Source organism: Pseudomonas sp. LB3P58, assembly GCF_054897895.1.
The window spans coordinates 6,060,803-6,084,389 of record NZ_JBUBVE010000001.1 but is presented as its reverse complement, the minus strand read 5'-3'; the positions used below and the strand labels follow the sequence as shown (position 1 = coordinate 6,084,389).

The window sequence follows — 23,587 nt, the reverse complement described above, 5'->3', positions numbered from 1 at the left end:
GATCCTGCTCATGAGCCAAGCCCCCCTCGTCCTGGTGGACGGTTCTTCTTACCTGTACCGCGCCTTTCACGCCCTCCCACCGCTGACCACCTCCAAAGGTCTGCCGACCGGTGCGGTCAAGGGCGTATTGAACATGCTCAAGAGTCTGCGCAAGCAGTATCCGGAAAGTCCGTTCGCCGTGGTGTTCGACGCCAAGGGTGGGACATTTCGCGATGACATGTACGCCGAATACAAGGCCAACCGCCCAAGCATGCCCGACGACATGCGTGTTCAGATCGAGCCGCTGCACCAGAGCGTGATCGCCCTGGGCTTCCCGCTCCTGTGCGTCGAAGGCGTTGAAGCCGATGACGTGATCGGCACCCTGGCCCGCAGCAGCGCGGCAGCCGACCGCCCGGTGGTGATCTCCACCGGCGACAAGGACATGGCGCAGCTGGTCGACGGCCACATTACCTTGGTCAATACCATGACCGGTAGCGCGCTGGACGTGGAGGGCGTGAAGGAGAAATTCGGCGTCGCTCCCGAGCAGATCATCGATTACCTGGCACTCATGGGCGATTCTTCCGACAACATTCCGGGCGTTCCGGGTATTGGCCCGAAGACCGCTTCCGGCCTGTTGGTCGGTGTGAACGGCGGCCTGACCGAGCTCTATGCGCAGCTCGACATCGTCCCGACCCTGCCGATTCGCGGGGCCAAAACCCTGCCTGCCAAGCTCGAAGAGCACAAGGAGATGGCGTTTCTCTCCTATCAATTGGCAACCATCAAGATCGACGTGCCGCTGGATATTGGCCTCGACGACCTGCAAATGGGCAAGCCGGATCACGACAAACTCGCCGAGCTCTATACCCTGCTGGAGTTCAAGAGCTGGTTCGAAGATAACCAGCGCGACGCCAAGCGTTCCGGTCAGGAAGTCGTCGCTCCGGTGGCTGAAGAAGCGGCCGTCGATACCGAACTCAAGTACACCACCATCCTCACCCAGGCTGATTTCGACCTGTGGCTGAAAAAGCTCAACGACGCCAAGCTGATTGCCTTCGATACCGAAACCACTGGCATCGATGCGCAACAGGCGCAACTGGTGGGCCTGTCTTTCGCTGTACAAGCCAACGAAGCGGCCTACATCCCGCTGACCCATTCCTACATGGGCGTTCCGGATCAGCTCGATCGCGACACCGTGCTGCGCGCGCTGAAGCCGATTTTGGAAGACCCGAGCAAACTCAAGGTTGGCCAGCACGCCAAGTTCGACATGAACATCCTGGCCAACTGCGCCATCGGTGGCGATCAGAGCTGCGGCATCACCGTACAAGGCGTCGCTTTCGACACGATGCTCGAATCCTACGTGCTGGACTCCACCGCGACCCGTCACGACATGGACAGCCTGGCGCTCAAGTACCTGAATCACACCACCACCAGTTTTCAGGACATCGCCGGCAAAGGCGCCAAACAGCTGACATTTGACCAGATCTCCCTCGAACTGGCCGGGCCTTACGCCGCCGAAGACGCCGACGTGACGCTGCGCCTGCATCAAACCCTGCTGGAAAAACTCAACGCCATCCCGAGCCTGAGCAAGGTCCTGAGCGAAATCGAAATGCCGTTGGTGCCGGTTCTGGCACGGATCGAACGCCAAGGCGCGCTGGTCGATGCCAACCTGCTGGGTATTCAGAGCGTTGAGCTGGGCGAGAAAATGGTCGCCCTCGAGCGCGAGGCATTTGCCATCGCCGGGGAAGAATTCAACCTCGGCTCACCGAAGCAATTGGGCGTGATCCTGTACGAAAAGCTCGGCCTGCCAATCCTCAGCAAAACCGCCAAGGGCCAGGCGTCCACCGCCGAAGCCGTGCTGGCGGAACTGGCCGAACAGGATTTCCCGCTGCCCAAGGTGCTCATGCAGTACCGCTCGATGAGCAAGCTGAAAAGCACCTACACCGATCGCCTGCCAGAGCAGATCAACCCGCGCACCGGGCGAATTCATACCTCTTACCACCAAGCCGTAGCGGCAACCGGGCGTTTGTCGTCCAGCGACCCGAACCTGCAGAACATTCCGATCCGCACCGCCGAAGGGCGTCGGATTCGTCAGGCGTTCGTCGCGCCAAAAGGCTACAAGCTACTGGCAGCGGACTACTCGCAAATCGAATTGCGAATCATGGCTCACCTGGCCAAGGACGAAGGTTTGCTGCACGCGTTCCGCAACGATCTGGACGTGCACAAAGCCACCGCAGCGGAAGTCTTCGGGGTTGAACTGGCAGAGGTCACCACCGACCAACGGCGCAGTGCCAAGGCGATCAACTTCGGTTTGATCTACGGCATGAGCGCGTTTGGCCTGGCCAAGCAGATTGGTGTTGATCGCAAGCAATCCCAGGCCTACATCGACCGATACTTCGCCCGCTACCCAGGCGTGCTCGAGTACATGGAGCGCACCCGCGCCCAGGCTGCCGAACAAGGTTTCGTCGAAACCATCTTCGGTCGTCGCCTGTACCTGCCGGAAATCAACGCGAAAAACCCGGCACTGCGCAAAGGTGCCGAACGCACGGCGATCAACGCCCCGATGCAAGGCACCGCGGCGGACATCATCAAGAAAGCCATGATTGCCGTGGATAGCTGGCTGACAGCATCAGGCCTCGACGCCAAAGTCATCCTGCAGGTGCACGATGAATTGGTTCTGGAAGTGCGTGAAGATTTGGTCGACCAGGTCCGTGATGAAATTCGCGTGCACATGAGCGACGCAGCGAAGCTTGATGTGCCGCTGTTGGTAGAGGTTGGGGTAGGAAATAACTGGGATGAGGCTCACTGAGCCGTCTGAAAAGGTATTTTCCGCTGCGGCATAGTGCCGCGGCAGAAGGACCGAAGGGTGCTTAGTTCGGAAAATTCGATGGCCTATTCCAAAGGCTTTTTAAAAAATTCTGAACTAATCGCCTGAATCGCCACTCAGAGTTACTGAATGGGTGGTGAAGCCCTTCGATGCTCCTAATGTTGTGTTAAGTGTTGGCAGATATCTGGACCCCGCCCTAGCGGTCCGGAACTTGAACCCCGGAACTTCCCCCTCCCCATAAGAAGTCCGGGGTTTTTTTTGCCCGCGGTTTTTGCAAATGGCTTACTCCGCGAGCTCGGCGCCCTTGTCCGCCAGTTCCATCCAGCCCGCCAGTACAGTGTAGGCGTCTTCCAGGCCCATGCGTTTTGGCGCCGAGAACAGCTGGATGCTGATCGCATCTCCCCAACCCTTGCGGATATCTGCCTGAACCTTGAGCAGGACGTTTTTCGCCGCGCCGTAGGTCAGCTTGTCGGCTTTGGTCAGCAAAATGTGCATCGGCATGCCACTGGCGACAGCCCAGTCGAGCATCAGCAGGTCGAAATCGGTCATTGGATGACGGATGTCCATCATCAAAATCAGACCCTTCAAACTCTCCCGACCACCCAGATAGGCTTCCAGGTGACGCTGCCAGTGCAGCTTCAACGGGATAGGCACTTTCGCGTAACCGTAACCCGGCAGGTCGACCAGACGACGATCATCGTCTAGCTTGAAGAAGTTCAAGAGCTGCGTGCGACCCGGAGTTTTCGAGGTCCGCGCAAGGCTGGCGTGCGTCAAGGTGTTCAGCGCACTGGACTTGCCGGCGTTGGAACGCCCGGCGAAGGCCACTTCAAAGCCTTCGTCGTCGGGACATTGATCGACTTTGGCAGCGCTGAGCATGAAGGTGGACTGTTGGCACAGGCCGAGGATGGGGTTCTTGAGTTGCATGGGATTTCCGATGTGGGCGGCGCCGGGAATGGACGCGGCGAGCAGTGTCGTTTCCGTTTCAGTGACGCCAGTATATAATGCCGCAGATTTTGTGTGCGCTTTGTCCCAGCGTAGGATGAAGTTCACGAGAGCGATTGACCTTGATTGCGCACTAGAACGCAGAACGCTCTCAACCCTGAAAAGGTCGTTTTATGACGAAATGGCTGCTAGTTGCCGGTGTCTTGATGCCGCTTTACAGCGCTCAGGCTACACAGGATCCGGAAGCTGTGTACAACCGTGTTTGTGGTGCCTGTCATTCCGGCCAACTACCCATGGCGCCCAAAAAGGGCGATCAGGAAGCTTGGACGCCGAGGTTGGCGAAAGGTATGGAGACGCTGGTGCAACACGTGACCCAGGGTTTCAAGGCGATGCCGCCGCGTGGTTTGTGCATGGACTGCAGTGCCGAGGATTACCAAGCAATCATCCAGTGGATGAGCGAGTGATCCCGGTCCATAACTCTTTAACCCTTAGCCGTAGTTGGATTAGCTGATGAACAAATTGATCGTGAGTCTGCTGTTGACCGTGGGGATCTCCGGCATTGCCCATGCTGCAGGTGATGCGACTGCTGGTCAGGCGAAAGCCGCAGTATGTGGCGCCTGTCATGGCCCGGATGGCAACAGTATGGCGCCTAACTTTCCGAAACTGGCAGGCCAGGGCGAGCGTTATCTGAACAAGCAGCTACACGACATCAAATCCGGCAAACGCACGGTACTGGAAATGACCGGCCTGCTGACCAACCTGAGCGATCAGGACCTGGCCGATATCGCCGCCTACTTCTCCAGCCAGAAAGGCAGCGTTGGCGCCGCCGACCCGAAAGTCGTTTCTCGCGGTGAAGCACTGTTCCGCGGCGGCGATCTGGCCAAGGGCCTGCCAGCCTGCACCGGTTGCCACTCGCCAAATGGTGCGGGTAACGCAGCTGCCGGCTTCCCGCACCTGGGCGGCCAGCACGCTCAGTATGTAGCCAAGCAACTGACCGACTTCCGCAAGGAAGAAGCCGGCCGCACCAACGATGGCGACACCAAGCCGATGCAGAGCATCTCCAAAAAGCTGAGCGACGAAGATATCGCAGCGGTGTCCAGCTACATTCAAGGTCTGCACTAAGACCGACGAATCGGGCGTTGCGCGAGACTTACATCTCCTGCAACGTTAACGCTCTATTAATCCGTCGCGGCAAGTATAAAAAGGGTGGCTTAGGCCGCCCTTTTTTGTGGCCGCTGCCGTTACACTACAGAACTCAAGCCCGCCAGGACCTGTCTGAAAACAGGTCGCGCGAGGCGACCAAAATTGTCCAGGAGTAAAGCATGCGTAATCTGATCATCAGCGCCGCACTCGTCGCTGCCAGCCTGTTCGGCATGACCGCCCAAGCTGCTGAAGCACCCGCAGCGCCATATGTCGAACTGACCAATCCCGTCCCGGTAGCTGTGCCTGGCAAGATCGAAGTGGTGGAGCTGTTCTGGTACGGCTGCCCGCATTGCTACGCTTTCGAGCCCGTGATCAATCCATGGGTTGAGAAACTGCCTTCCGACGTGAACTTCGTCCGCATTCCGGCCATGTTCGGCGGCCCGTGGAACGCACACGGCCAGATGTTCCTGACCCTTGAAGCCATGGGCGTCGAAAACAAGGTTCACGCTGCGGTGTTCAACGCGATTCAGAAAGAACACAAGAAGCTGGTCGACAAGAATGAAATGGCCGATTTCCTGGCCACTCAGGGCGTAGACAAGGACAAGTTCCTGGCCACCTTCGACTCCTTTGCCATCAAGGGCCAGATCGTCAAGGCCACTGACCTGGCCAAAAAGTACGAAATCTCCGGCGTTCCGACCATGATCGTCAACGGCAAGTATCGCTTCGACGTGGGCTCTGCCGGCGGTGCCGAGCAAGCATTGCAACTGGCCGACAAACTGATCGACAAAGAGCGAGCGGCTAACAAGGCTGCTGCCAACTAAGCGCGGCGACTGCCATGCGCCGCTGGGGCACTGAACGCGTCGTTGGCCTGCATGATCCGCGGGTCAACGAACATCATCTGGAATCGACGGGCCTGCCCGCAGACAGTCGTCTGCGCTTGCTCAGCTTCAATATCCAGGTTGGCATCAGTACCGAGCGCTATCACCACTACCTGACCCGGGGCTGGCAGCATCTGTTGCCGCACACCGGGCGTGCCGACAACTTGCAAAAGATCGGCAATCTGCTGGGCGACTTCGATCTGGTCGCCTTGCAGGAAGCCGATGGCGGCAGCTTGCGATCAGGCTACGTCAACCAGGTCGAACACCTGGCCCAGCTCGGCGCATTCCCCTACTGGTATCAACAACTCAATCGCAATCTCGGACGCCTCGGCCAGCACAGCAATGGTGTGCTCAGTCGCCTGCGCCCATGGGCGATTGAAGATCATCCGCTACCGGGGCCCAAGGGTCGTGGGGCGATTCTGGTGCGCTTTGGCGAAGGTCCTGAGGCGCTGGTGGTAGTCATGATGCACCTGGCACTGGGCGCTCGCGCCCGCAGCATGCAACTGGCTTATATCCGCGAGTTGATCGGCGGCTATAAACACCAGGTGCTGATGGGCGACATGAATACCCATGCCAGTGACTTGCTGCAAAAATCTCCGTTGCGTGACCTCGGCCTGCTCGCGCCGCAACTGGAAGCGACGTTCCCTAGCTGGCGCCCGCAGCGCTGTCTGGACCATATTCTGCTGAGCCCCACCCTGACCCTTGAAAAGGTCGAGGTGCTGGCACAACCCATTTCCGATCACCTGCCGGTCGCGGTAGAGATTCGTCTGCCGGGTTCGCTCACGGCTGATGCATTGCCCGCGTTGAGTCCTGCCCCTCGCGGATCCCATGAATGAGCGACGAAGCACAGCGCTGGAAAGAGAAATACCTCAAGAGCATCGAACAACAGGAAAAGCTCGAACGTCGATGGGACGCCCGACTCGACCTGCTGCGTCGTGGCCTGGTGCGCAGCACGCTGGCCGCCGAGGGCACCGACCGCGTCGTTGACCAATGCATGAAGGAAATGCGTGAAGTCGTGCGCACCGACGACATGGACGCCGGCCTGGCCGCCCTGCTTCCGCGGCTGGAAAAAGCCGTGCTCGACTCCGAACAACGCCGGGAAACCCGGGTCAATCAGACCAGCGCTGCATTGACCGCACTGGTCTCGCAGCTGCAAACATTACCGCTGCCCCGCGAAGTGAGCCGGCCGCTGAAAAACTTCGCCAAGCATCTGGATGCAAGAGTCGGGCAGGCGCGCGAAATTCCATTGCTGCTCAGCGAACTGAGCGGTCTGCAAGGCAAAGCGCTGAATCAGCTTGAAAACCCGGCAGAACCCGGTCGCCCTGGTTTGCTGCAGCGACTGTTTGGTAGCCGTGAAGCGGATGAAGCGGCATTACAGGTTGCCTCCGGCACCTTCCCGTCGCCCGCCCCGCAGCCAGCCGAAGCGGTTGCTGTGCCTCATGCCGAGACACCACAGGTAACCGTCGATCTCGCACCAGAGATTGATAAGCCGCAAGTGGCGGTCGCACAAGTTGTCGCGCCCGCTACTGCCTCCGAGCCAACGACGATCGAGGCTCCGCCCGCAGCAGCGCCCTCTCCTGCAGTTGTAGCGTTTGTCCCGCCGGTGCTCGAGCCGGAGCGAGCACACGCCCAGACTCCAGAGACGCAACCACAACCGGACATAGACCATCCAGAAGAACCCGCGCCATCAATCATCGAGCCAGAAATACAGACTCAACCGGCAATCAATCCCGACGAACTGACCCCGGTGGTCTATCTCGACAGCCTGCCGTTGCCCCCGGCCATGGCCGAGGTGTTGGCCGCCGTAGACGCTGAACAATCCGAGCCGGATGTTCTCTACGCCCTGCCGGACTCTCCCGAGCCGTCCTACAGCTCGGTGGCCAAGCACATCGAAGACACGTTACTGGGCCTGCTCGACGACCTGACGCTGCCCGAGCGTCATCGTCCGCAAGCCGAAGCGATGCGTGATCGTCTGCAAAACGGTTTGAATTGGTACGAACTTCTGCCGATCCTCGACGATCTGGCAACCTTGATGCTGGCAATCACCGACAGTGGCCAGCATGAATTCGAAGCTTACTTGCAACAGCTAAACGAACGCCTCGAGTCGTTCCAAAGCAACTTGCAAGCCGCCAGCGAAGGCCATGCCGACAACCGTTCCGCCGCACGCGAGATGGACACGCAGATCCGCGAGCAGGTCGACGGCTTGCAGAGCAGCATGCAGGAAGCCGCCGACCTGGACGATCTCAAGCACGTTCTGGAAAACCATCTGGAAGGCCTGCTCGGTACCATGGACCAGCACCAGAAGCAGCGTAACGAGCGCGAGCAGGAAGTCGCGGCCCGCCTCCATGGTCTGGCCGAACGCGTTGCGCACATGGAGCAGGAAGCCCTGGGCTACCGCGAGCATCTTGAAGAGCAGCGTCAGAAAGCCTTGATCGACCCGCTCACCGGCCTGCCTAACCGGGCAGCCTGGAGCGAACGGCTGGATCACGAAATCAACCAGTGGCAGCAACACGGCAACACCCTGTTGCTGGCAATGCTCGACCTCGACCATTTCAAACGCATTAACGATAACTATGGTCACCTGGCGGGCGACAAAGTACTGAAAATCATCGCCAGCGTGCTAAGCAAGCGCCTGCGCGGGACGGATTTCATTGCCCGGTTTGGCGGTGAGGAATTTGTCCTTTTGATGCCAGACACAGCGCCAACTGCTGGCGCGAAACTGCTGGAAAAGCTGCGCGCCTCGATCGAAGCCTGCCCTTTCCACTTCAAAGGTGAGCCGGTCACCATCACCATTTCCATGGGCCTGACTGCATTCAAGCCCGGCGAACATAGCGATCTGGTCCTTAAAAGAGCCGATCAGGCCCTATATCGCGCGAAACATGCCGGCCGCAACCAAGTGGCACTGGGCTGACAGTCAATTGTTCCATTTTGTTTAAAACTTCGCGTTGGCCGTCTGCGCGCAAAGCAGTACGTTACACTGTTGCATTACTGTCTTGCGTGTATTGCCTTCTGCCATGAAATATCTATCTCTCATCGTGTCGCTGATTCTGTTGGCCGGTTGTGCCAGCGGCCCCCGGTTCGACACCCGTCACCCTTCAGCCAATTACGACAGCCGCATTCAGTTCGTGGTGGTGCACTACACCTCCGCGTCACTGGAGCGCTCGCTGCAACTGCTGACCCACGGCGAGGTCAGCAGCCACTATCTGATTGGCGACGACAAGGGCGCCACCATCTACAAGCTGATGGATGAAAACCTCCGAGCCTGGCACGCCGGGGAAAGCGAATGGCAAGGCCGGACCTGGTTGAACTCCAGCTCCATTGGCATCGAAATCGTCAACCCGGGTTTTAAAGACACCCCGACCGGGCGCCTTTGGTACCCCTATAGCGAAGACCAGGTCCAGTCCCTGATCGTCCTGCTCAAGGACATCAGCAAGCGTTACGCCATCAACCCCCGCAGCATCATCGGCCACAGCGACATCGCCCCACTGCGCAAGCTTGATCCAGGGCCGCTGTTCCCCTGGAAGCGTCTGGCTGCCGAAGGCCTGGGAATCTGGCCGAACGAGCAGGCCGTAACGCGCCAGCAAGCACAGTTCGAAGTACAACTGCCAACCATCAGCTGGTTTCAGGCACAGCTGGCCCGCGCGGGTTATCCCACGCCGCAAACCGGCGAACTGGATGTTGCGACACGTCATGTGATTGCGGCCTTCCAGATGCATTTCCGACCGTCACGTTTCGATGGCACACCGGATGCGCAAACCGCGGCACTTCTACAAGTCTTGAATCAGACAAAATAATGACGCCCGCCCGACGGTCAGGGCTATTTTCCAATCAGCAGCTATAACTCATTGGTAATTCTTCGGATATTCCCTATGCCTGCTGCTCGAGAGACACTACGTAGTTGGTTCTTTCGCCCTTGGTTTTTGGCGATACTGGCTGCTGCCTTGAGCGCGACACTCCTGATGGCCGGCAGCCTGTTCGTGGCCATGCATCAAGTCGAGCAGAGCGAAAGCGAAGAAATGAATGCCCAGGGCGAGCGCTTCCTTGCTCGTCTTGAGCAACTTTTCGGGCAGTTGCGTGAAAGCCTCGACGACCTGGAAGCCCAGCCGTTACGCGGCTGCGATGACGAAATGATCGCGACCTTGCAACAGGTCAGCTTCAATTACCGTTTCGTTTACGAAGCCGCTTATATGGACGCCTCGCGGATCTGTTCCAACCGCCCCCGCCAGGAAGGGCTGTCGATGATAAGGCCGCCAGACATCATGGGGCCGACCTACAGTTACTGGCTGAACACCACCACCGAACCCGATGAAAACCGCGCCGCGCTGATGCTCGGACGCGGCAATTTTCGTGTCGCAACGTCTCGCGGGCATTTGACCGACATGGTCGACTTGCCACCGGGAAGCAGCCTGCTGGTGGTGCTCGACCACGGTACGCGCGCGATTCCGGTACTGGGTGTCTCGCAGGCCTGGCCACCCACCGAACCGTGGCCCCCGAAAAGCCTCGACGCGCTACAAGTGACGCATTCCCGCTTGATTTACCGCATGCCCACCAACAATCCGGAATACCAATTGGTGCTGATCAGCCCGCGCACCGGTATGCATGTGCCCGCTGTCTGGTGGTGGTTGCTGCCGGCCAGCCTGGCACTCGCCTTATGCGTGGGTTTTCTGGTGCTTTTACTCGTGCGCCAGCGACAGTCGCTGGACGCCGAACTGAGTGGTGCCATACGGCGAGGCGAATTGCAGGTGCTGTATCAGCCGATCTTCGACCTCGACAGCCGCAACTGTGTCGGGGCAGAAGCCTTGCTGCGCTGGCGACGGCCGGACGGCACCCTGACCAGCCCCGACCTGTTTATTCCGATGGCGGAGAACACCGGCCAGATCCGCCAGATGACCGACTTCGTCCTGCAACGCCTGCTTGAGCAGCTGGGTCAATTGTTGCGGGCCAATCCGCAACTGTACATCTCGGTCAACCTGGCGGCCTGCGACGTCATGGTGCCGCGTATCGGTCAGGTAATGGCGCGACTGCTGACCTTGCACCGCGTCGCGGCAAAGCAAATTGCCTTTGAGGTCACCGAGCGGGGATTGATCGATGTCGTGGTAGCCCGGGAAAACCTGCAAGCCTTGCGGGATGTCGGGCATCAAGTGCTGATTGATGACTTTGGCACCGGCTATTGCAGCCTCGCCTATCTGCAAACCCTGCCAGTCGACTGCCTGAAAATCGACAAGGCGTTTATCGATGCGCTGGGTCATGACGCTGCAAGTAGCGGTGTCGCCCCACACATCATTCACATGGCCCAGGCCCTGCAACTCAAGGTGATTGCCGAGGGCATCGAACTTGAATCCCAGGCGGCGCTTCTGAGCAGTGAAGGCGTGAAGTTCGGTCAGGGTTGGCTATTCGCCCATGCGCTGAGTGCGGTGCAGTTCATCGAGCTGATTACCCGTGGTCGCCGATTGGCTGCCCGACGTCTTGATGACGAAGCCTGAAGCGGCTGCAGCTTATACCGACAGCGCCATATAGAACTGAGTACCCTGCCCTGGCCGCGAATAAACCCCCATCCGACCGCCGTGCAACTGCACGATCTCCTTACACAGTGCCAGACCGAGCCCGGCACCGCCCTTCTTGCGACCCACCTGTACAAACGGTTCGAAAATCCGCCCCTGCTGACCATAGGCAATGCCTTCGCCGTTGTCCTCGACGCTGATAATCACTCGCTCCCCATGGCGTCGAGCCTGCAAACGTATTTGCCCGCCGGAAGCGGTGTGGCGCAACGCGTTGTCGATCAGGTTATCGAGCACCCGGTCCAGCTGCGGCTGATCGGCCTGCAATCGCGGTAATGGCCCTTGCACTTCCACCAGCAGGTCGATGCCCTGCTCTTCTGCTGGGCCGGCAAAACGTGCCCGGGCCTGCTCCAGCAAATCCTCGATGGAGCACGGCGCCAACGTGAGTTTCTGCAATCCGTTCTGGTAGCGGGAGAAGTTCAGCAGGTCGTTGATCAACTGCATCAAGCGCTGCATCTCTTCATTCACGGTGTCCAGCAGATCAGCTTCACGCGAGTCTTTGGCAAAGTGCGCGCGCTCTCGGAACAGACCGAATGCCATGTGCATCCCGGTAACCGGCGTTCGCAATTCATGCGAGGCACGCAGCACGAACTCGCTGCGCACCCGCTCAAACGCCCGCTGTTCGGTCACGTCATGCAGCACCATCACGGCGCCGAGAATATGACCCTGTGTATGGCTGACCGGCGTGAGACTGAAGGTCAGCAACCGCGACTCACCGTCGACCTCGATACTCAGGTCCTCAGGCGCCCGCTCCAGGGTGCCGCCGCGCAGCACCAGTTGCAGCTGATCATCGAGTTCGGGACGCTCAAGCGCCGTACCCAGACCTTGACCGAGACGATCGCTGTCCCAACCCAACTGACGCTGCGCCACTGGATTGAGGTGCTCCAAATGACCATCGCGGTCAATCATCAACAGCCCATCGTCGATGCTATCGAGCACGGCCTGCAAACGCTGCTGGCCGGCGAGCAGTTCATCGACATTGGTGGCCTGATGCTCGCGCAAGGCCTCGGCCATGATCCCGAAGCGCTTGGTCAGCAGGTTCATTTCCACGGCCGAGGAAATCGGCAGCGTCACTTCGAAATTGCCTTGGCCAATGTTATCCGCCGCCTGGGCCAGGGCCTCGATCGGTGCACCAAAACGTTGAGCAATAGCGTGGGCAGTGACGAAACCGATGATCAGCACCGCCAACCCCACCAACCCGAGCAGGCCGGCAATCAGGAGCGCCCTCTCCCGAGCCTGGCGCTCGGTGGCATTGATGTTATCCAGCGCACGCTGTTGCTCGACGAGCAAACCAGTGCGCAGCGCATTGAATTTTTCGGTGAGTTCTTTGTTGCCACTCAACACCTGCGTCGAGTCACGTGACAGGTCGTACGCCTGCAGAAAGCTCAGGTAGTCAGTCTTGGCCTGTTCGAAACCGAACTGGCGCTCATCGCCAGCCTGGGCATGGACAATGCCTTCATCAAGCAACTGAAAATAATGCTGCTTGGACGCCTCGAACGCTGCAGGATCCGGCTTCTCGCTGAGCATGATCATCAGCTGATCGCCCAAGGTCTGACGCATTTTCAGCCCCAGGTCGAGCGTGACGAAATTATTGCGATTCAGCGCTTCCTGGGAACTCGCCATCTGCATCACGCTGACCAGCCCGAGCAACAGCCCAAGCAGCGCCACGGTGATCAGTGCGGAAATACTCAGAAACAGCCGCGTGCGCAACTTCATCGCCAGTCTCATCGGAGACAGCTCACAAGTTGTACTGCTTGCGTTTTCGGTACAACGTCGAGGCATCGATACCCAGGGTCTTGGCGGCCTGGTCCAGCGTATCTGCAGTGGCGAGGACCGCTCCGATGTGGGCTTTTTCCAATTCATCCAGGCTCAGCGCAGCGCCGATGCGAGGTGCATTGTTGACCGGGGTTTCAGCCATGCCCAAGTAACTGATCTCGACCCGTTCCTGTGGACAAATGATGCTTGCCCGCTCCACAACGTTGCGCAGTTCACGAATGTTCCCCGGCCAGCGGTAGCCGAGCAGCGCTTCACGGGCTTCGTCGCTGAAGCCCCGAGCCGGACGCGCGTATTCCTTGACGAAACGGGCCAGAAAGCGATCGGCCAGGTTCAGAATATCTTCCCTGCGTTCGCGCAGTGGCGGCAGGTGCAGGGTGATGACGTTCAGGCGGTAGAGCAGGTCTTCGCGGAAACGGCCATCGCGGACCATGTCTTCGAGGTTCTGGTTAGTGGCCGCGAGGATGCGCACATCGGCGCGGCGGGTGACCGGGTCGCCCACCCGTTCGTATTCTTTATCCTGGATGAAACGCAGCAGTTTAGGTTGCAAAACCAACGGAAAATCGCCGATCTCGTCAAGAAACAGCGTCCCACCGTCGGCCTGATTGACACGACCCAGAGTACTTTCGCTGGCCCCGGTGAACGCGCCACGGCTGTGGCCGAAGAGCTCGCTTTCCATGAGTTCGGCGGTCAGGGACGGGCAGTTGATCGTGATGCAGGATTTCTTCGCGCGCTTGCTCCAGCCGTGAATAGCTTGGGACAGTTCGCCTTTACCGGTACCGGACTCGCCGAGAATCAAAATATTGGCATCGGTGCTGGCCACCTGGCGGGCGGTTTCGAGCACGACTTTCATCGCCGGGCTGTGAGAGTCCAGGCCATCTTTGGGTTTGCGCACTTCGCCTTCAAGGGCTTCCAGACGTGCCGACAGTTGCCGCACTTCCAGCTGCTTGGCGGTGGCCAGGCGCAATTGGTCGGGGCTGCAAGGCTTGACCAGATAGTCGGCGGCACCGGCCTGAATCGCATCCACAGCAGTATCCACGGCCGAATGAGCGGTGACGATCACCACCCTCATCCACGGCGCCTGAATGCGCATTTGGGCCAGCACATCGAGGCCATTGTCTTCACCCAGGCGCAGGTCGAGGAAGCACAGGTCGAAGACTTGGCGCTGAAGCAGTGCATCAGCCTGAGCGGCGCTGTTGGCGGTAGCGACGCTGTAGCCTTCATCTTCGAGGCAATAACGGAAAGTACGCAGGATGGCGGACTCATCGTCCACCAGCAGAATGCGGCCTTGATGCTCAGTGGCTGATTCCATTTTCCTACGCTCCTTAAAGAATGATCTTGGTTAGTCCCGGAATAATCGGGCAAGTTGCATGGTTGATTCTGGTCGATTCCAGCCACAGCAGCGTAGCTCTCTCCTCACCCTACGGCTAATCGCCTGATTTTGTTGTTTTTTTATCAGATAGCCGGTTCGCGGGCGATTCCCGCTGTCCCCTTGTGACATCCACGTCCTCCTCGCAATTCAAAAATATTGAAATTTCTTACAAGTCCATCGTGCATTACGCACGACTTCAAAAGGACCATCGTGCAGGATGCGTCCGATCCGTTTTCCACATCATTCATAACAGATTGATTTTATTGGTTTTTATTATCAAGAAAAGCTGGCATGCAGGCTGCAATGGTCTGAGTAACCAGGGCATTTAGACGTGGCCCCAACAAGATCACCACAATGTGGGAGGAGCTTCAGGATGAGTCGCCAACGTGCCGCCCAGTTGCGTATCTCGCCACTGCATATCCAGCAAGGCCTGTTTGCTGTTCTGGCGCTATTGATCACCTTGATCGCCGGCCAGCAGTTTCAGCGTTGGGAGCAGAGCCAGCAGCAAGAAGCGCCACGCTTGTCGATTCAGCACCCGACCCAAACCCATTTCAGCGCGGCCAGCAGTAACCAGGCTGACAGCCCCCCAATGCGAATGATGGACGTCGACCAGGCTCAGCCTGCGGATGAGATGCCTCGCCAGGAACGTTGGGTGTTCTAGACACATGAACTTGGCGCGTTCGAGGCGCCGGGAAAAGCACCACAGGCAACATCTCTAAATAGAAGCGTAAGGAGAATCACCATGTTGAGCTGGGCAATCACATTCTTGATCATTGCCATCATCGCTGCGGTACTGGGCTTCGGTGGTATCGCGGGCACCGCCACGGGTATCGCCAAGATTCTCTTTGTCGTGTTCCTGGTGATGTTCATTGCTTCCTTCTTCTTTGGCCGTCGCGGTCGAGGGTGAACATGAGCGTTTTGTTAAAGACACCGGCAGCCGCCCTGCTTCTGGGCGGTAGTGCCATGGAAGAAAGATCCACACGGGTACTGAATTCGTAACATGAAAGAAGCAGCATGGCTTCTTTCCACTGCGCTACCCGAGGACGGTAGACGCATGATCAAGGGGCCGGGACGTTCTGCCTGTTTCAGGGGCGGAGTGACCTACGGGTACAGGGAGTGCCTGCGCAAGGGCCGGATCAGGCAGAAGCTGCGACGCAAGTTCGTCGGTCACTCATGGATCGACGGACTTGCGAAGAGCTCCTCAGCGCAAAGTGTTGTCCTAGAGCGTTCTGCTCGCCTCCTCCGCTAATCCCTCGCAAAACCATTTCGCGGTGTTTCTTTGGTGACCGTATATCGAGAAAACTGCACCTCAAAGACCGAGAATTTTCGCGCTTAAACGTAGGCTTTTTCCCAAGTTTTAGTCCTCATTCCCTTGTTCAAAAAACAACCAACCTCCTCTGCGATGGCCGGTTCACGGCACTTATGCCTGCCGAAATGTCGTATTCGAACCGGTTGGGACGCGAGTTTCAGTAAAAAAAGCTCATGCCGATTCGGCATAGGGTAGGCGTTTACGGCATTAGACGTCGCTTCCTTGCATCTGAATAGTTGCGCCTTTTTTCGCCTGCCAGAGAGCCGATAACAAGCGCTCCGGGGCACCTTATACGGGGGCAGATGCACAAGACTTTTTCGCCACAAGCGTTCCAGTTCTTGCATCTGTCTGAGTCAAACGCAAGTAAGGGTAAAGATATGAAGAAGGCAAAGCTTAGCCTCGCCTGGCAGATCCTCATCGGTCTGGTATTGGGGATTGCAATCGGTGCGCTGCTCAACCATTTCAGTGCCGAAAAAGCCTGGTGGGTCAGCAACGTCCTGCAACCAGCAGGCGATATCTTTATCCGTCTGATCAAGATGATTGTGATCCCGATCGTGATCTCTTCGCTGATCGTCGGTATTGCAGGCGTCGGCGACGCGAAGAAGCTCGGGCGTATCGGCCTCAAGACCATCCTCTACTTCGAGATCGTCACCACCATCGCCATCGTGGTCGGTCTGGTGTTGGCCAACGTGTTCCATCCGGGCACCGGCATCGACATGAGCACCTTGGGTACTGTGGATATTTCCAAGTACCAGGCCACTGCCGCCGAGGTTCAGCATGAACATGCGTTCATCGAAACCATCCTCAACCTGATCCCGTCGAACATCTTCGCGGCCATGGCCCGCGGCGAGATGCTGCCGATCATCTTCTTCTCCGTATTGTTCGGCCTCGGTCTGTCGAGCCTGCAATCGGACCTGCGCGAGCCGCTGGTGAAGATGTTCCAGGGCGTGTCGGAAAGCATGTTCAAAGTCACTCACATGATCATGAACTACGCCCCGATCGGCGTTTTCGCACTGATCGCGGTGACCGTGGCCAACTTCGGCTTCGCCTCTCTGATACCGCTGGCCAAACTGGTGATCCTGGTTTACGTCGCCATCGCCTTCTTCGCCTTTGTGGTGCTGGGCCTGATCGCTCGCCTGTTCGGCTTCTCGGTGATCAAGCTGATCCGCATCTTCAAGGATGAGCTGGTGCTGGCCTACTCCACCGCCAGTTCCGAAACCGTGCTGCCGCGCGTGATCGAGAAGATGGAAGCCTACGGCGCGCCGAAAGCCATTTGCAGCTTCGTGGTACCGACCGGCTACTCGTTCAACCTCGACGGTTCGACCCTGTACCAGAGCATCGCGGCCATCTTCATTGCCCAGCTCTACGGCATCGACCTGTCGATCAGCCAGCAATTGCTGCTGGTGCTGACCCTGATGGTCACCTCCAAAGGCATCGCCGGCGTACCGGGTGTGTCCTTCGTGGTGCTGCTGGCCACCTTGGGCAGCGTGGGTATTCCACTCGAAGGCCTGGCGTTCATCGCCGGTGTCGACCGCATCATGGACATGGCCCGTACCGCACTGAACGTGATCGGCAACGCCTTGGCCGTGCTGGTCATCTCCCGCTGGGAAGGCATGTACGACGACGCCAAGGGCGAGCGCTACTGGAACTCCCTGCCGCACTGGCGCAGCAAGGAAAAATTGCCAGCTGGCGAGATTTCCAGCAACTAATGCAAAACCCCTTGTGGGAGCGTACATCGCGCTAAACAGACCCCGGAGAAATCCGGGGTTTGTCGTTTCTGGCTACCCCGCTATCATTCGCCGCATTCTTCGGGGGATTTGACTGATGCTTAATGGCCTGTGGCTTGGCTTCTTCATCGTGGCTGCCGTTTCGGCACTGGCGCAATGGCTGATCGGCGGTAACGCCGGGATCTTCGCGGCGATGGTGGAAAGCATTTTCGCCATGGCCAAGTTGTCGGTCGAAGTCATGGTCCTGTTGTTCGGCACCCTGACGCTCTGGCTGGGCTTTCTGCGGATTGCCGAGAAAGCCGGGATCGTCGAGTGGCTGGCCAAAGCGCTGGGCCCGTTGTTCCTGCGGCTGATGCCGGGAGTGCCGGCCGGGCACCCAGCCATCGGCCTGATCACGCTGAACTTCGCCGCCAACGGCCTGGGCCTGGACAACGCGGCTACGCCAATCGGCCTTAAAGCCATGAAGGCGCTGCAAGAGCTCAACCCCAGCGACACCATCGCCAGCAACGCGCAGATCCTGTTCCTGGTGCTCAACGCTTCCTCCCTGACCCTGCTGCCGGTGACGATCTTCATGTACCGCGCCCAGCAAGGTGCGCCCGATCCGACCCTGGTGTTCCTGCCAATCCTGCTCGCCACCAGTTGCTCGACATTGGTCGGCCTGCTGTCGGTGGCGTTCATGCAGCGTCTGCGCCTGTGGGACCCGGTGGTGCTCGCGTACCTGATTCCCGGTGCCTTGGCCCTCGGTGCCTTCATGGCGCTGCTGGCGACGCTCTCAGCGACCGCTCTGGCCAGCCTGTCATCGATCCTCGGCAACGTGACGCTGTTCGGGCTGATCATGTTGTTTCTGGTGATCGGCGCGCTGCGTAAGGTGAAGGTGTACGAAGCGTTCGTCGAAGGCGCCAAAGAAGGCTTCGACGTGGCCAAGAACCTGCTGCCGTATCTGGTGGCGATGCTGTGTGCCGTCGGCGTGCTGCGGGCATCCGGAGCGCTGGACTTTGGCCTGGACGGGATTCGGCATCTGGTGGAATGGGCCGGTTGGGATACGCGCTTCGTCGATGCGCTGCCGACCGCCATGGTCAAGCCGTTTTCCGGCAGTGCCGCCCGGGCGATGCTGATCGAAACCATGAAAACGTCAGGCGTGGACAGCTTCCCGGCGCTGGTGGCGGCGACGATTCAGGGCAGTACCGAAACGACGTTCTATGTATTGGCGGTGTACTTCGGCGCGGTGGGGATCCAGCGGGCGCGGCATGCGGTGGGGTGTGCGTTGCTGGCGGAGCTTGCCGGGGTGTTGGGCGCGATCGGCGTTTGCTACTGGTTCTTCGGATAAACCAAAAACCCTGTGGGAGCGAGCCTGCTCGCGATGAGGTCGGCACATTCAACAATTCTGTTGGCTGTTAAACCGCCATCGCGAGCAGGCTCGCTCCCACATTGGGTTTGCGTCGACTTCAAGGTCTCAGCGGCGGAGCGACTTTCTGCCCTTGCTCAACCGCCCAAGCCACCACCTGCGCCGTCAACTGGTCACTGGCCTGACCAAACCCGGCCACCACCGCCGGCACCTTCGCATCGCTCAACGGCTGGCGTACTTCGAAGCGTCGGCTGGCGAGGATTCGCTGGTCATAACCGCGCACCAGCAACGCATCCAGACGCACGACGACGCTCGCGTTCGTTCCTTGGTATTCAGTCTGGAATGCCTGCAGGCTACCGCCCAGTTCAAGATCCGCCTGGAAATTACTGTCATCGGTACTGAGCAATGGCACCCGACCATCACGCTGGAAACCATCAAGCAGACGATTGCGCAGCAACACCGGTGCCGGGTCGCTCCAACGCGAAGCCTTGTAGCTGCTGATCAGATCACCTTGAGGGATCACGGCGATCTTCGGGCTGTTCAAGGCCTCGCTGGCCTGCGGCTTGGTCAGGCGCAGCGACCAGCGTTGCGGCGTCCCGTGACTGGCCGATGCGCTGCTCTGGGTCGAAGGCAACCGATAGACATCGGACGGCTCGGCCTTGGGCAGGATCGAGCAAGCGCTGAGCACAATGAAGCTAGCGAGGAGGGCAAGGTGAGGCCGCTTCATGGCGTGAACTCCTTGTTCTTGTCATTGCCCAGCAAATAACCGGTGGGGTTGGCTTCCAGACGCTGGGAAATAGCCCGCAACGACGTCAGGGTGTCGCGCAGTTCACGCACCGCCGGGGCCAGGCCATTGAGGCCTTGCATGCCGCTGTTGAGCGAATCCTGATTGGTCGTGAGCAACGTGTTGATGGTCGCGCTGCTCTGTTCCAGCGACTTCATCGCCTGCTCGGCGCTGCCGAACATCTGCTTGCCTTGATCGTTGAGCATGCCATTAGCGTTGCGCATCAGCGCCGACGTCTGTTCCAGCATGGCGCCTGCCTGTTTGCCGACCGAGGCCAGTTGCTGCATCGCCTGGCGAATATCACCGCGTTGGTCGGCGATGGTGCCGGTGGTTTGCTCCAGATTCTCAAGGGTATTGCTGATGCGCTCGACGTTGTCCGAGGAAAACATCTGGTTGGCGTTATGCATCAGCATGTTCACGCCAGCCATCAGGTCGCCGCTGTCGTTCAACAAGCGAGCGATAGGCGAGGGCGATGCAATAATTGTCGGTAACTCACCGTCCTTGCCCTTGAGCTTCGGACTCTGCGGCGTACCGCCACTGAGCTGAATGATCGAGGTGCCGGTGATCCCGGTCAGCGCCAATATGGCCCGGGTGTCTTCCTTGATCGGCGTATCGCCGCCCAGACGAATCCGCGCCAACACCCTGCGCGGGTCTTTCGGGTCCAGGCGCAGGGTCACCACGTCGCCGACCTTAATCCCGCTGTACTGCACGGCGCTGCCCTTGGACAGGCCGCTGACCGCCTCGTTGAAGACGATTTCGTAATCCTTGAACTCGGTGTCGACGCTGGACTTGGCCAGCCATAAGCCGAAGAGCAGGGCGCCCGCCACCACAATCACGGTGAACAGGCCGATCAATACATGATGGGCTCGGGTTTCCATGTCAGACCTCCTTAAGCTGTTGAGCGGCGGTCAGCGCCGCGCGGCCGCGAGGGCCATGGAAGTATTCGTGAATCCACGGATCGGCGGTTTCCGACACCTTGTCGATGGCATCCGCCACCAGCACTTTTTTCTGCGCCAGCACCGCCACCCGGTCGGTAATGGTGTAGAGCGTGTCGAGGTCGTGGGTGACCAGAAACACACTCAGGCCCAACGCATCGCGCAGGGTCAGGATCAATTGATCGAACGCCGCCGCGCCAATCGGATCGAGGCCGGCGGTGGGTTCGTCGAGAAACAGGATGTCCGGGTCCAGCGCCAGCGCGCGGGCCAGTGCCGCACGCTTGATCATGCCACCGGACAGCGAAGCGGGGTACTTGTCGGCCGCCGAAAGCGGCAACCCGGCCAAGGCCATTTTCACTGCCGCCAGGTGTTCGGCGTCCTCTCGGCTCAAACCGGCATGCTCGATCAGGGGCAGGGCGACGTTCTCGGTCACGGTCAGCGAAGAGAACAGGGCGCCTTTCTGGAACAGCACGCCGAAGCGCCGTTCGACCATCGAGCGTTCGTGTTCGGACAGCGTCGGCAGGTTTTTTCCAAAGACCTTCACCACCCCTTCGCTGGGCTGGCGCAAGCCGACGATGCTGCGCAACAGCACTGACTTGCCGCTGCCGGAACCGCCGACCACGGCGAGGATTTCGCCCTTGTACAAATCCAGATCGAGGTTCTCATGCACGCTCTGGCGACCGAAGCGATTGCACAGCCCACGGACTTCGATCACCGCCTCGGAGGGCGCTCGGGGTAGACGATTCACCAGCCCATCTCCATGAAAAACAGCGCGGCCACGGCGTCGAGCACGATCACCACGAAAATAGACTGGACCACGCTCGACGTGGTGTGCGCGCCGACGGATTCGGCGCTGCCGCTGACCTTGAAGCCCTCTAGGCAGCCGATCGCGGCGATCAGAAACGCGAAAATCGGCGCTTTGACGATCCCCACCACAAAATGCTGAACGCCAATATCCGATTGCAGCAGCGACAGGAACATCGCCGGCGAGATATCCAGCGCCACCGCGCAAACCACACCGCCGCCGACGATCCCCGAAAGCATCGCCAGAAAGGTCAGCATCGGCAGTGCGACCAGCAGGGCCAACACGCGCGGCACCACCAACAGCTCCATCGGGTCGAGGCCCAAGGTGCGGATGGCGTCGATTTCTTCGTTGGCTTTCATCGAGCCGATCTGCGCAGTGAACGCACTGGCGGTGCGGCCGGCCATCAGGATCGCGGTCAGCAACACACCGAATTCGCGCAGGAAGGAGAACGCCACCAGGTCCACGGTGAAAATACTCGCGCCGAAACTCGCCAGCACCGTCGCCCCGAGAAACGCCACCACGGCGCCCACCAGAAAGGTCAGCAGGGCAACGATGGGCGCGGCGTCGAGGCCGGTCTGTTCGATGTGCGCCACCATCGGCGTAATGCGCCAGCGTTTCGGGCGAAACAGACCGCGAGCGATGGTTTCCAGAATCAGGCCGACGAAACCCAGCAGTTGCAAGGTGTCCTGCCAGACCGCGTCAACCGCGCGGCCGATGCGGGTCAGCAGTTGAATGCCGACGCTGATTTCCGGTTCCTTGATCGGCACGCAGAAGTCGGTCAGCGAGCAATAGACCGTCTGCAACAAGGCACGGTCGGCCGAGGACAGTGTGCAATCGGGGTGTTCGGCGGATCGGCCCAAACGCTCGGACCCGAGCAACTCCACCAGCAGCGACGCGCCAGCGGTGTCGAGCGCGCCGAGGCCGTTGAGGTCGATGTGAGTGCTGTCGTCGTATTGACCGCGGAGCTTTTCGCTCAGGTGCTTGAGATCGGCGTAATGGGCAAGCGTCCAGTCACCCGTGACCCGCAACTGAGCAGGGGAATGAGAGGTGTCCAGTCGGGCACTGCCGGGCATTGTGCTGCTGGTCATAAGCTCCGTGCTTTATCGGCTATTACGCAGCTCTACGTAATAGCACGAACGGGTTACTTTGCGGCAGTCGCCGGCTTGTTGTCCTTTACCACGAAGCGCAACACACCGATGACCTGGCCATCTTCGGTCAACACCCGAACCTGCCATTTACCCGCGGGGTTGCCGGGGAAATTCTGCTTGTGGGTCCAGGCCCGATAACCTTCCTTGCGCCCGCCGTGGATATCCAGCGGGATGCGGTCGACCTCTTTGCCGTTGAACTGCCACACGTGATAGATCCGCTCATCCAGACCGCGCGGGGCATTGATCGCGGTATAGGCGTACAGCCCGCCGCCGCGAATCTGATCGGCACTGACTTCATCGAGGCTGTCGCCGGGGGTGCGATCCTGCATTTCGGTGCTGATCGCCACGTCGGTCATCCACAGGGTCGCCGGCGGCACCCAGGATCGCAGCACCCAACCGAGTGCGCCGATGCCCAGCGTGATACTGAGAATCGCCAAGGCATTGCGCACGGTACGAATCGGGAAGATCGACGCCAGACTCGGGAACGACAGCACGACGGCGGTGCCCAGGGCCAGTTTGAAGCTCTGAGCGGTGGTCAGGTGCAGGATGACGGGCAGGGCGGTCAGCAGTGCAGCGAACAGCGTCAGTGTGTGCAGTGCCAGGAACGCCCAGCGCCGGGGGGCCAGCCATTTGTAGTAGAGCGGGTCGATGATGGAAATCAGCGCGGCGATGCCCAGCAGACCGGTAAAGAACAGCTGGCCGCTATTCCAGGTGGTGGTGATAAAAAAGAATGGCAGGACGAAGAACAGGCTTTCCTGGTGGATCATCTGCGTGGCGTAGCGCAGCAGAGGCTGGGGGATTTCGCGTTTGAAGATCCTGGCGAACAGCTTGGTAAGGCTGTTTTCCAGCATCAGCCAGATCCAGCTGACCAGCATGATGGTGGTGATCCAGGTCGCCAGACCTTGCTGGCGATCCACCAGAATGAAGCTGCCGACCCCGGAAATGAAACCGCCGAGCGCAATGACCCCAGGGTAGCGCTTCATCAATTCCAGGATGCGCTGTACGTATAGGGTCAGAGTAGGCATTCGGCGGTTCGCAATAGTCGTGGGAAAAATCCTCGACAGGGTA

20 protein-coding genes are annotated in these 23,587 nt (G+C 59.3%); 12 read left to right on the top strand and 8 right to left on the bottom strand.

Features of this window, described 5'->3' with window-relative positions:
* The first annotated feature begins 10 nt into the window (after positions 1–10).
* Positions 11–2,782, top strand: a complete 2,772-nt coding sequence (polA, locus tag ACYZTZ_RS28400; RefSeq protein WP_462000345.1) for a DNA polymerase I — start codon at positions 11–13, stop codon at positions 2,780–2,782.
* A gap of 300 nt (positions 2,783–3,082) precedes the next feature.
* Here the strand turns inward: polA and yihA are convergent, their stop codons facing one another.
* A complete protein-coding gene (gene yihA / locus ACYZTZ_RS28395; RefSeq protein WP_046044882.1) occupies positions 3,083–3,724 on the bottom strand; it encodes a ribosome biogenesis GTP-binding protein YihA/YsxC in 642 nt (213 codons plus the stop codon).
* A gap of 191 nt (positions 3,725–3,915) precedes the next feature.
* Between yihA and ACYZTZ_RS28390 the strand changes: the two genes are divergently transcribed.
* The 7 genes from ACYZTZ_RS28390 (at position 3,916) to ACYZTZ_RS28360 (ending at position 11,246) form a co-directional block, all read left to right on the top strand.
* Positions 3,916–4,206: a c-type cytochrome gene (locus ACYZTZ_RS28390; RefSeq protein ID WP_462000344.1), complete on the top strand. Its 291-nt coding sequence runs from the start codon at positions 3,916–3,918 to the stop codon at positions 4,204–4,206.
* Positions 4,207–4,252: 46 nt separating this feature from the next.
* On the top strand, positions 4,253–4,864 hold the full coding sequence (locus ACYZTZ_RS28385) for a c-type cytochrome (protein ID WP_462000343.1): 612 nt from the start codon (positions 4,253–4,255) through the stop codon (positions 4,862–4,864).
* A 200-nt stretch (positions 4,865–5,064) separates the two neighbouring features.
* Positions 5,065–5,706 carry a thiol:disulfide interchange protein DsbA/DsbL gene (locus ACYZTZ_RS28380; protein ID WP_008156010.1) on the top strand — a complete coding sequence of 214 codons (642 nt, stop codon included), beginning with the start codon at positions 5,065–5,067 and terminating at the stop codon, positions 5,704–5,706.
* 14 nt (positions 5,707–5,720) lie between these two features.
* The gene (locus ACYZTZ_RS28375) at positions 5,721–6,599 is read left to right on the top strand and encodes an endonuclease/exonuclease/phosphatase family protein (RefSeq protein WP_462000342.1); all 879 of its coding nucleotides are present in this window, start codon (positions 5,721–5,723) and stop codon (positions 6,597–6,599) included.
* Entirely contained in the window at positions 6,596–8,674 is a 2,079-nt protein-coding gene (locus tag ACYZTZ_RS28370; RefSeq protein WP_462000341.1) for a GGDEF domain-containing protein, read from the top strand. Before ACYZTZ_RS28375 ends, ACYZTZ_RS28370 begins: the two co-directional genes overlap by 4 nt.
* A gap of 103 nt (positions 8,675–8,777) precedes the next feature.
* Complete coding sequence (locus ACYZTZ_RS28365) at positions 8,778–9,557, top strand: N-acetylmuramoyl-L-alanine amidase (RefSeq protein ID WP_462000340.1); 780 nt, start codon at positions 8,778–8,780, stop codon at positions 9,555–9,557.
* Between the two features lie 75 nt (positions 9,558–9,632).
* Positions 9,633–11,246 (top strand): EAL domain-containing protein, encoded by a 1,614-nt coding sequence (locus tag ACYZTZ_RS28360; RefSeq protein WP_462000339.1) that lies wholly within the window; start codon positions 9,633–9,635, stop codon positions 11,244–11,246.
* 12 nt (positions 11,247–11,258) lie between these two features.
* Here ACYZTZ_RS28360 and ACYZTZ_RS28355 read toward each other — a convergent pair whose 3' ends face one another.
* Positions 11,259–13,049 carry an ATP-binding protein gene (locus tag ACYZTZ_RS28355; RefSeq protein ID WP_462000338.1) on the bottom strand — a complete coding sequence of 597 codons (1,791 nt, stop codon included), beginning with the start codon at positions 13,047–13,049 and terminating at the stop codon, positions 11,259–11,261.
* 10 nt (positions 13,050–13,059) lie between these two features.
* On the bottom strand, positions 13,060–14,406 hold the full coding sequence (algB, locus tag ACYZTZ_RS28350) for a sigma-54-dependent response regulator transcription factor AlgB (protein ID WP_462000337.1): 1,347 nt from the start codon (positions 14,404–14,406) through the stop codon (positions 13,060–13,062).
* A 433-nt stretch (positions 14,407–14,839) separates the two neighbouring features.
* Here algB and ACYZTZ_RS28345 point away from each other — a divergent pair, with 433 nt between their 5' ends.
* From ACYZTZ_RS28345 to ACYZTZ_RS28330, 4 genes are all read left to right on the top strand, one after another.
* Positions 14,840–15,127, top strand: a complete 288-nt coding sequence (locus ACYZTZ_RS28345; protein WP_462000336.1) for a hypothetical protein — start codon at positions 14,840–14,842, stop codon at positions 15,125–15,127.
* An 81-nt stretch (positions 15,128–15,208) separates the two neighbouring features.
* Positions 15,209–15,373 carry a DUF1328 domain-containing protein gene (locus tag ACYZTZ_RS28340; RefSeq protein WP_003177151.1) on the top strand — a complete coding sequence of 55 codons (165 nt, stop codon included), beginning with the start codon at positions 15,209–15,211 and terminating at the stop codon, positions 15,371–15,373.
* A gap of 779 nt (positions 15,374–16,152) precedes the next feature.
* Positions 16,153–17,484 carry a glutamate/aspartate:proton symporter GltP gene (gene gltP, locus ACYZTZ_RS28335; RefSeq protein WP_462000335.1) on the top strand — a complete coding sequence of 444 codons (1,332 nt, stop codon included), beginning with the start codon at positions 16,153–16,155 and terminating at the stop codon, positions 17,482–17,484.
* A 115-nt stretch (positions 17,485–17,599) separates the two neighbouring features.
* Positions 17,600–18,829 carry a nucleoside recognition domain-containing protein gene (locus ACYZTZ_RS28330; RefSeq protein WP_046044891.1) on the top strand — a complete coding sequence of 410 codons (1,230 nt, stop codon included), beginning with the start codon at positions 17,600–17,602 and terminating at the stop codon, positions 18,827–18,829.
* Positions 18,830–18,947: 118 nt separating this feature from the next.
* Here ACYZTZ_RS28330 and ACYZTZ_RS28325 read toward each other — a convergent pair whose 3' ends face one another.
* The 5 genes from ACYZTZ_RS28325 to ACYZTZ_RS28305 are packed head-to-tail and all read right to left on the bottom strand — an operon-like array spanning position 18,948 to position 23,544.
* Positions 18,948–19,574: an ABC-type transport auxiliary lipoprotein family protein gene (locus ACYZTZ_RS28325; RefSeq protein WP_462000334.1), complete on the bottom strand. Its 627-nt coding sequence runs from the start codon at positions 19,572–19,574 to the stop codon at positions 18,948–18,950.
* Positions 19,571–20,509, bottom strand: a complete 939-nt coding sequence (locus ACYZTZ_RS28320; RefSeq protein WP_462000333.1) for an MlaD family protein — start codon at positions 20,507–20,509, stop codon at positions 19,571–19,573. The genes ACYZTZ_RS28325 and ACYZTZ_RS28320 overlap by 4 nt, the downstream gene beginning before the upstream one ends.
* 1 nt (position 20,510) lies before the next feature.
* The gene (locus tag ACYZTZ_RS28315) at positions 20,511–21,314 is read right to left on the bottom strand and encodes an ABC transporter ATP-binding protein (RefSeq protein ID WP_056738452.1); all 804 of its coding nucleotides are present in this window, start codon (positions 21,312–21,314) and stop codon (positions 20,511–20,513) included.
* The gene (locus tag ACYZTZ_RS28310) at positions 21,311–22,459 is read right to left on the bottom strand and encodes an ABC transporter permease (RefSeq protein WP_462000332.1); all 1,149 of its coding nucleotides are present in this window, start codon (positions 22,457–22,459) and stop codon (positions 21,311–21,313) included. Before ACYZTZ_RS28310 ends, ACYZTZ_RS28315 begins: the two co-directional genes overlap by 4 nt.
* A 53-nt stretch (positions 22,460–22,512) precedes the next feature.
* Positions 22,513–23,544, bottom strand: coding sequence for a DUF5924 family protein (locus tag ACYZTZ_RS28305; RefSeq protein WP_462000331.1), 1,032 nt, complete (start codon positions 23,542–23,544; stop codon positions 22,513–22,515).
* Between the last annotated feature and the right edge of the window lie 43 nt (positions 23,545–23,587).

Bases quoted from the DNA above. Each gene is read 5' to 3' on its own strand.
- ACYZTZ_RS28380 (WP_008156010.1), top strand. From the start codon at position 5,065: ATGCGTAATCTGATCATCAGCGCCGCACTCGTCGCTGCCAGCCTGTTC.
- ACYZTZ_RS28320 (WP_462000333.1), bottom strand. From the start codon at position 20,509: ATGGAAACCCGAGCCCATCATGTATTGATCGGCCTGTTCACCGTGATT.
- yihA (WP_046044882.1), bottom strand. From the start codon at position 3,724: ATGCAACTCAAGAACCCCATCCTCGGCCTGTGCCAACAGTCCACCTTC.
- ACYZTZ_RS28305 (WP_462000331.1), bottom strand. From the start codon at position 23,544: ATGCCTACTCTGACCCTATACGTACAGCGCATCCTGGAATTGATGAAG.
- ACYZTZ_RS28360 (WP_462000339.1), top strand. From the start codon at position 9,633: ATGCCTGCTGCTCGAGAGACACTACGTAGTTGGTTCTTTCGCCCTTGG.
- ACYZTZ_RS28385 (WP_462000343.1), top strand. From the start codon at position 4,253: ATGAACAAATTGATCGTGAGTCTGCTGTTGACCGTGGGGATCTCCGGC.
- ACYZTZ_RS28310 (WP_462000332.1), bottom strand. From the start codon at position 22,459: ATGACCAGCAGCACAATGCCCGGCAGTGCCCGACTGGACACCTCTCAT.
- ACYZTZ_RS28370 (WP_462000341.1), top strand. From the start codon at position 6,596: ATGAGCGACGAAGCACAGCGCTGGAAAGAGAAATACCTCAAGAGCATC.
- ACYZTZ_RS28345 (WP_462000336.1), top strand. From the start codon at position 14,840: ATGAGTCGCCAACGTGCCGCCCAGTTGCGTATCTCGCCACTGCATATC.
- polA (WP_462000345.1), top strand. From the start codon at position 11: ATGAGCCAAGCCCCCCTCGTCCTGGTGGACGGTTCTTCTTACCTGTAC.
- ACYZTZ_RS28365 (WP_462000340.1), top strand. From the start codon at position 8,778: ATGAAATATCTATCTCTCATCGTGTCGCTGATTCTGTTGGCCGGTTGT.
- gltP (WP_462000335.1), top strand. From the start codon at position 16,153: ATGAAGAAGGCAAAGCTTAGCCTCGCCTGGCAGATCCTCATCGGTCTG.
- algB (WP_462000337.1), bottom strand. From the start codon at position 14,406: ATGGAATCAGCCACTGAGCATCAAGGCCGCATTCTGCTGGTGGACGAT.
- ACYZTZ_RS28355 (WP_462000338.1), bottom strand. From the start codon at position 13,049: ATGAGACTGGCGATGAAGTTGCGCACGCGGCTGTTTCTGAGTATTTCC.
- ACYZTZ_RS28390 (WP_462000344.1), top strand. From the start codon at position 3,916: ATGACGAAATGGCTGCTAGTTGCCGGTGTCTTGATGCCGCTTTACAGC.
- ACYZTZ_RS28325 (WP_462000334.1), bottom strand. From the start codon at position 19,574: ATGAAGCGGCCTCACCTTGCCCTCCTCGCTAGCTTCATTGTGCTCAGC.
- ACYZTZ_RS28340 (WP_003177151.1), top strand. From the start codon at position 15,209: ATGTTGAGCTGGGCAATCACATTCTTGATCATTGCCATCATCGCTGCG.
- ACYZTZ_RS28330 (WP_046044891.1), top strand. From the start codon at position 17,600: ATGCTTAATGGCCTGTGGCTTGGCTTCTTCATCGTGGCTGCCGTTTCG.
- ACYZTZ_RS28375 (WP_462000342.1), top strand. From the start codon at position 5,721: ATGCGCCGCTGGGGCACTGAACGCGTCGTTGGCCTGCATGATCCGCGG.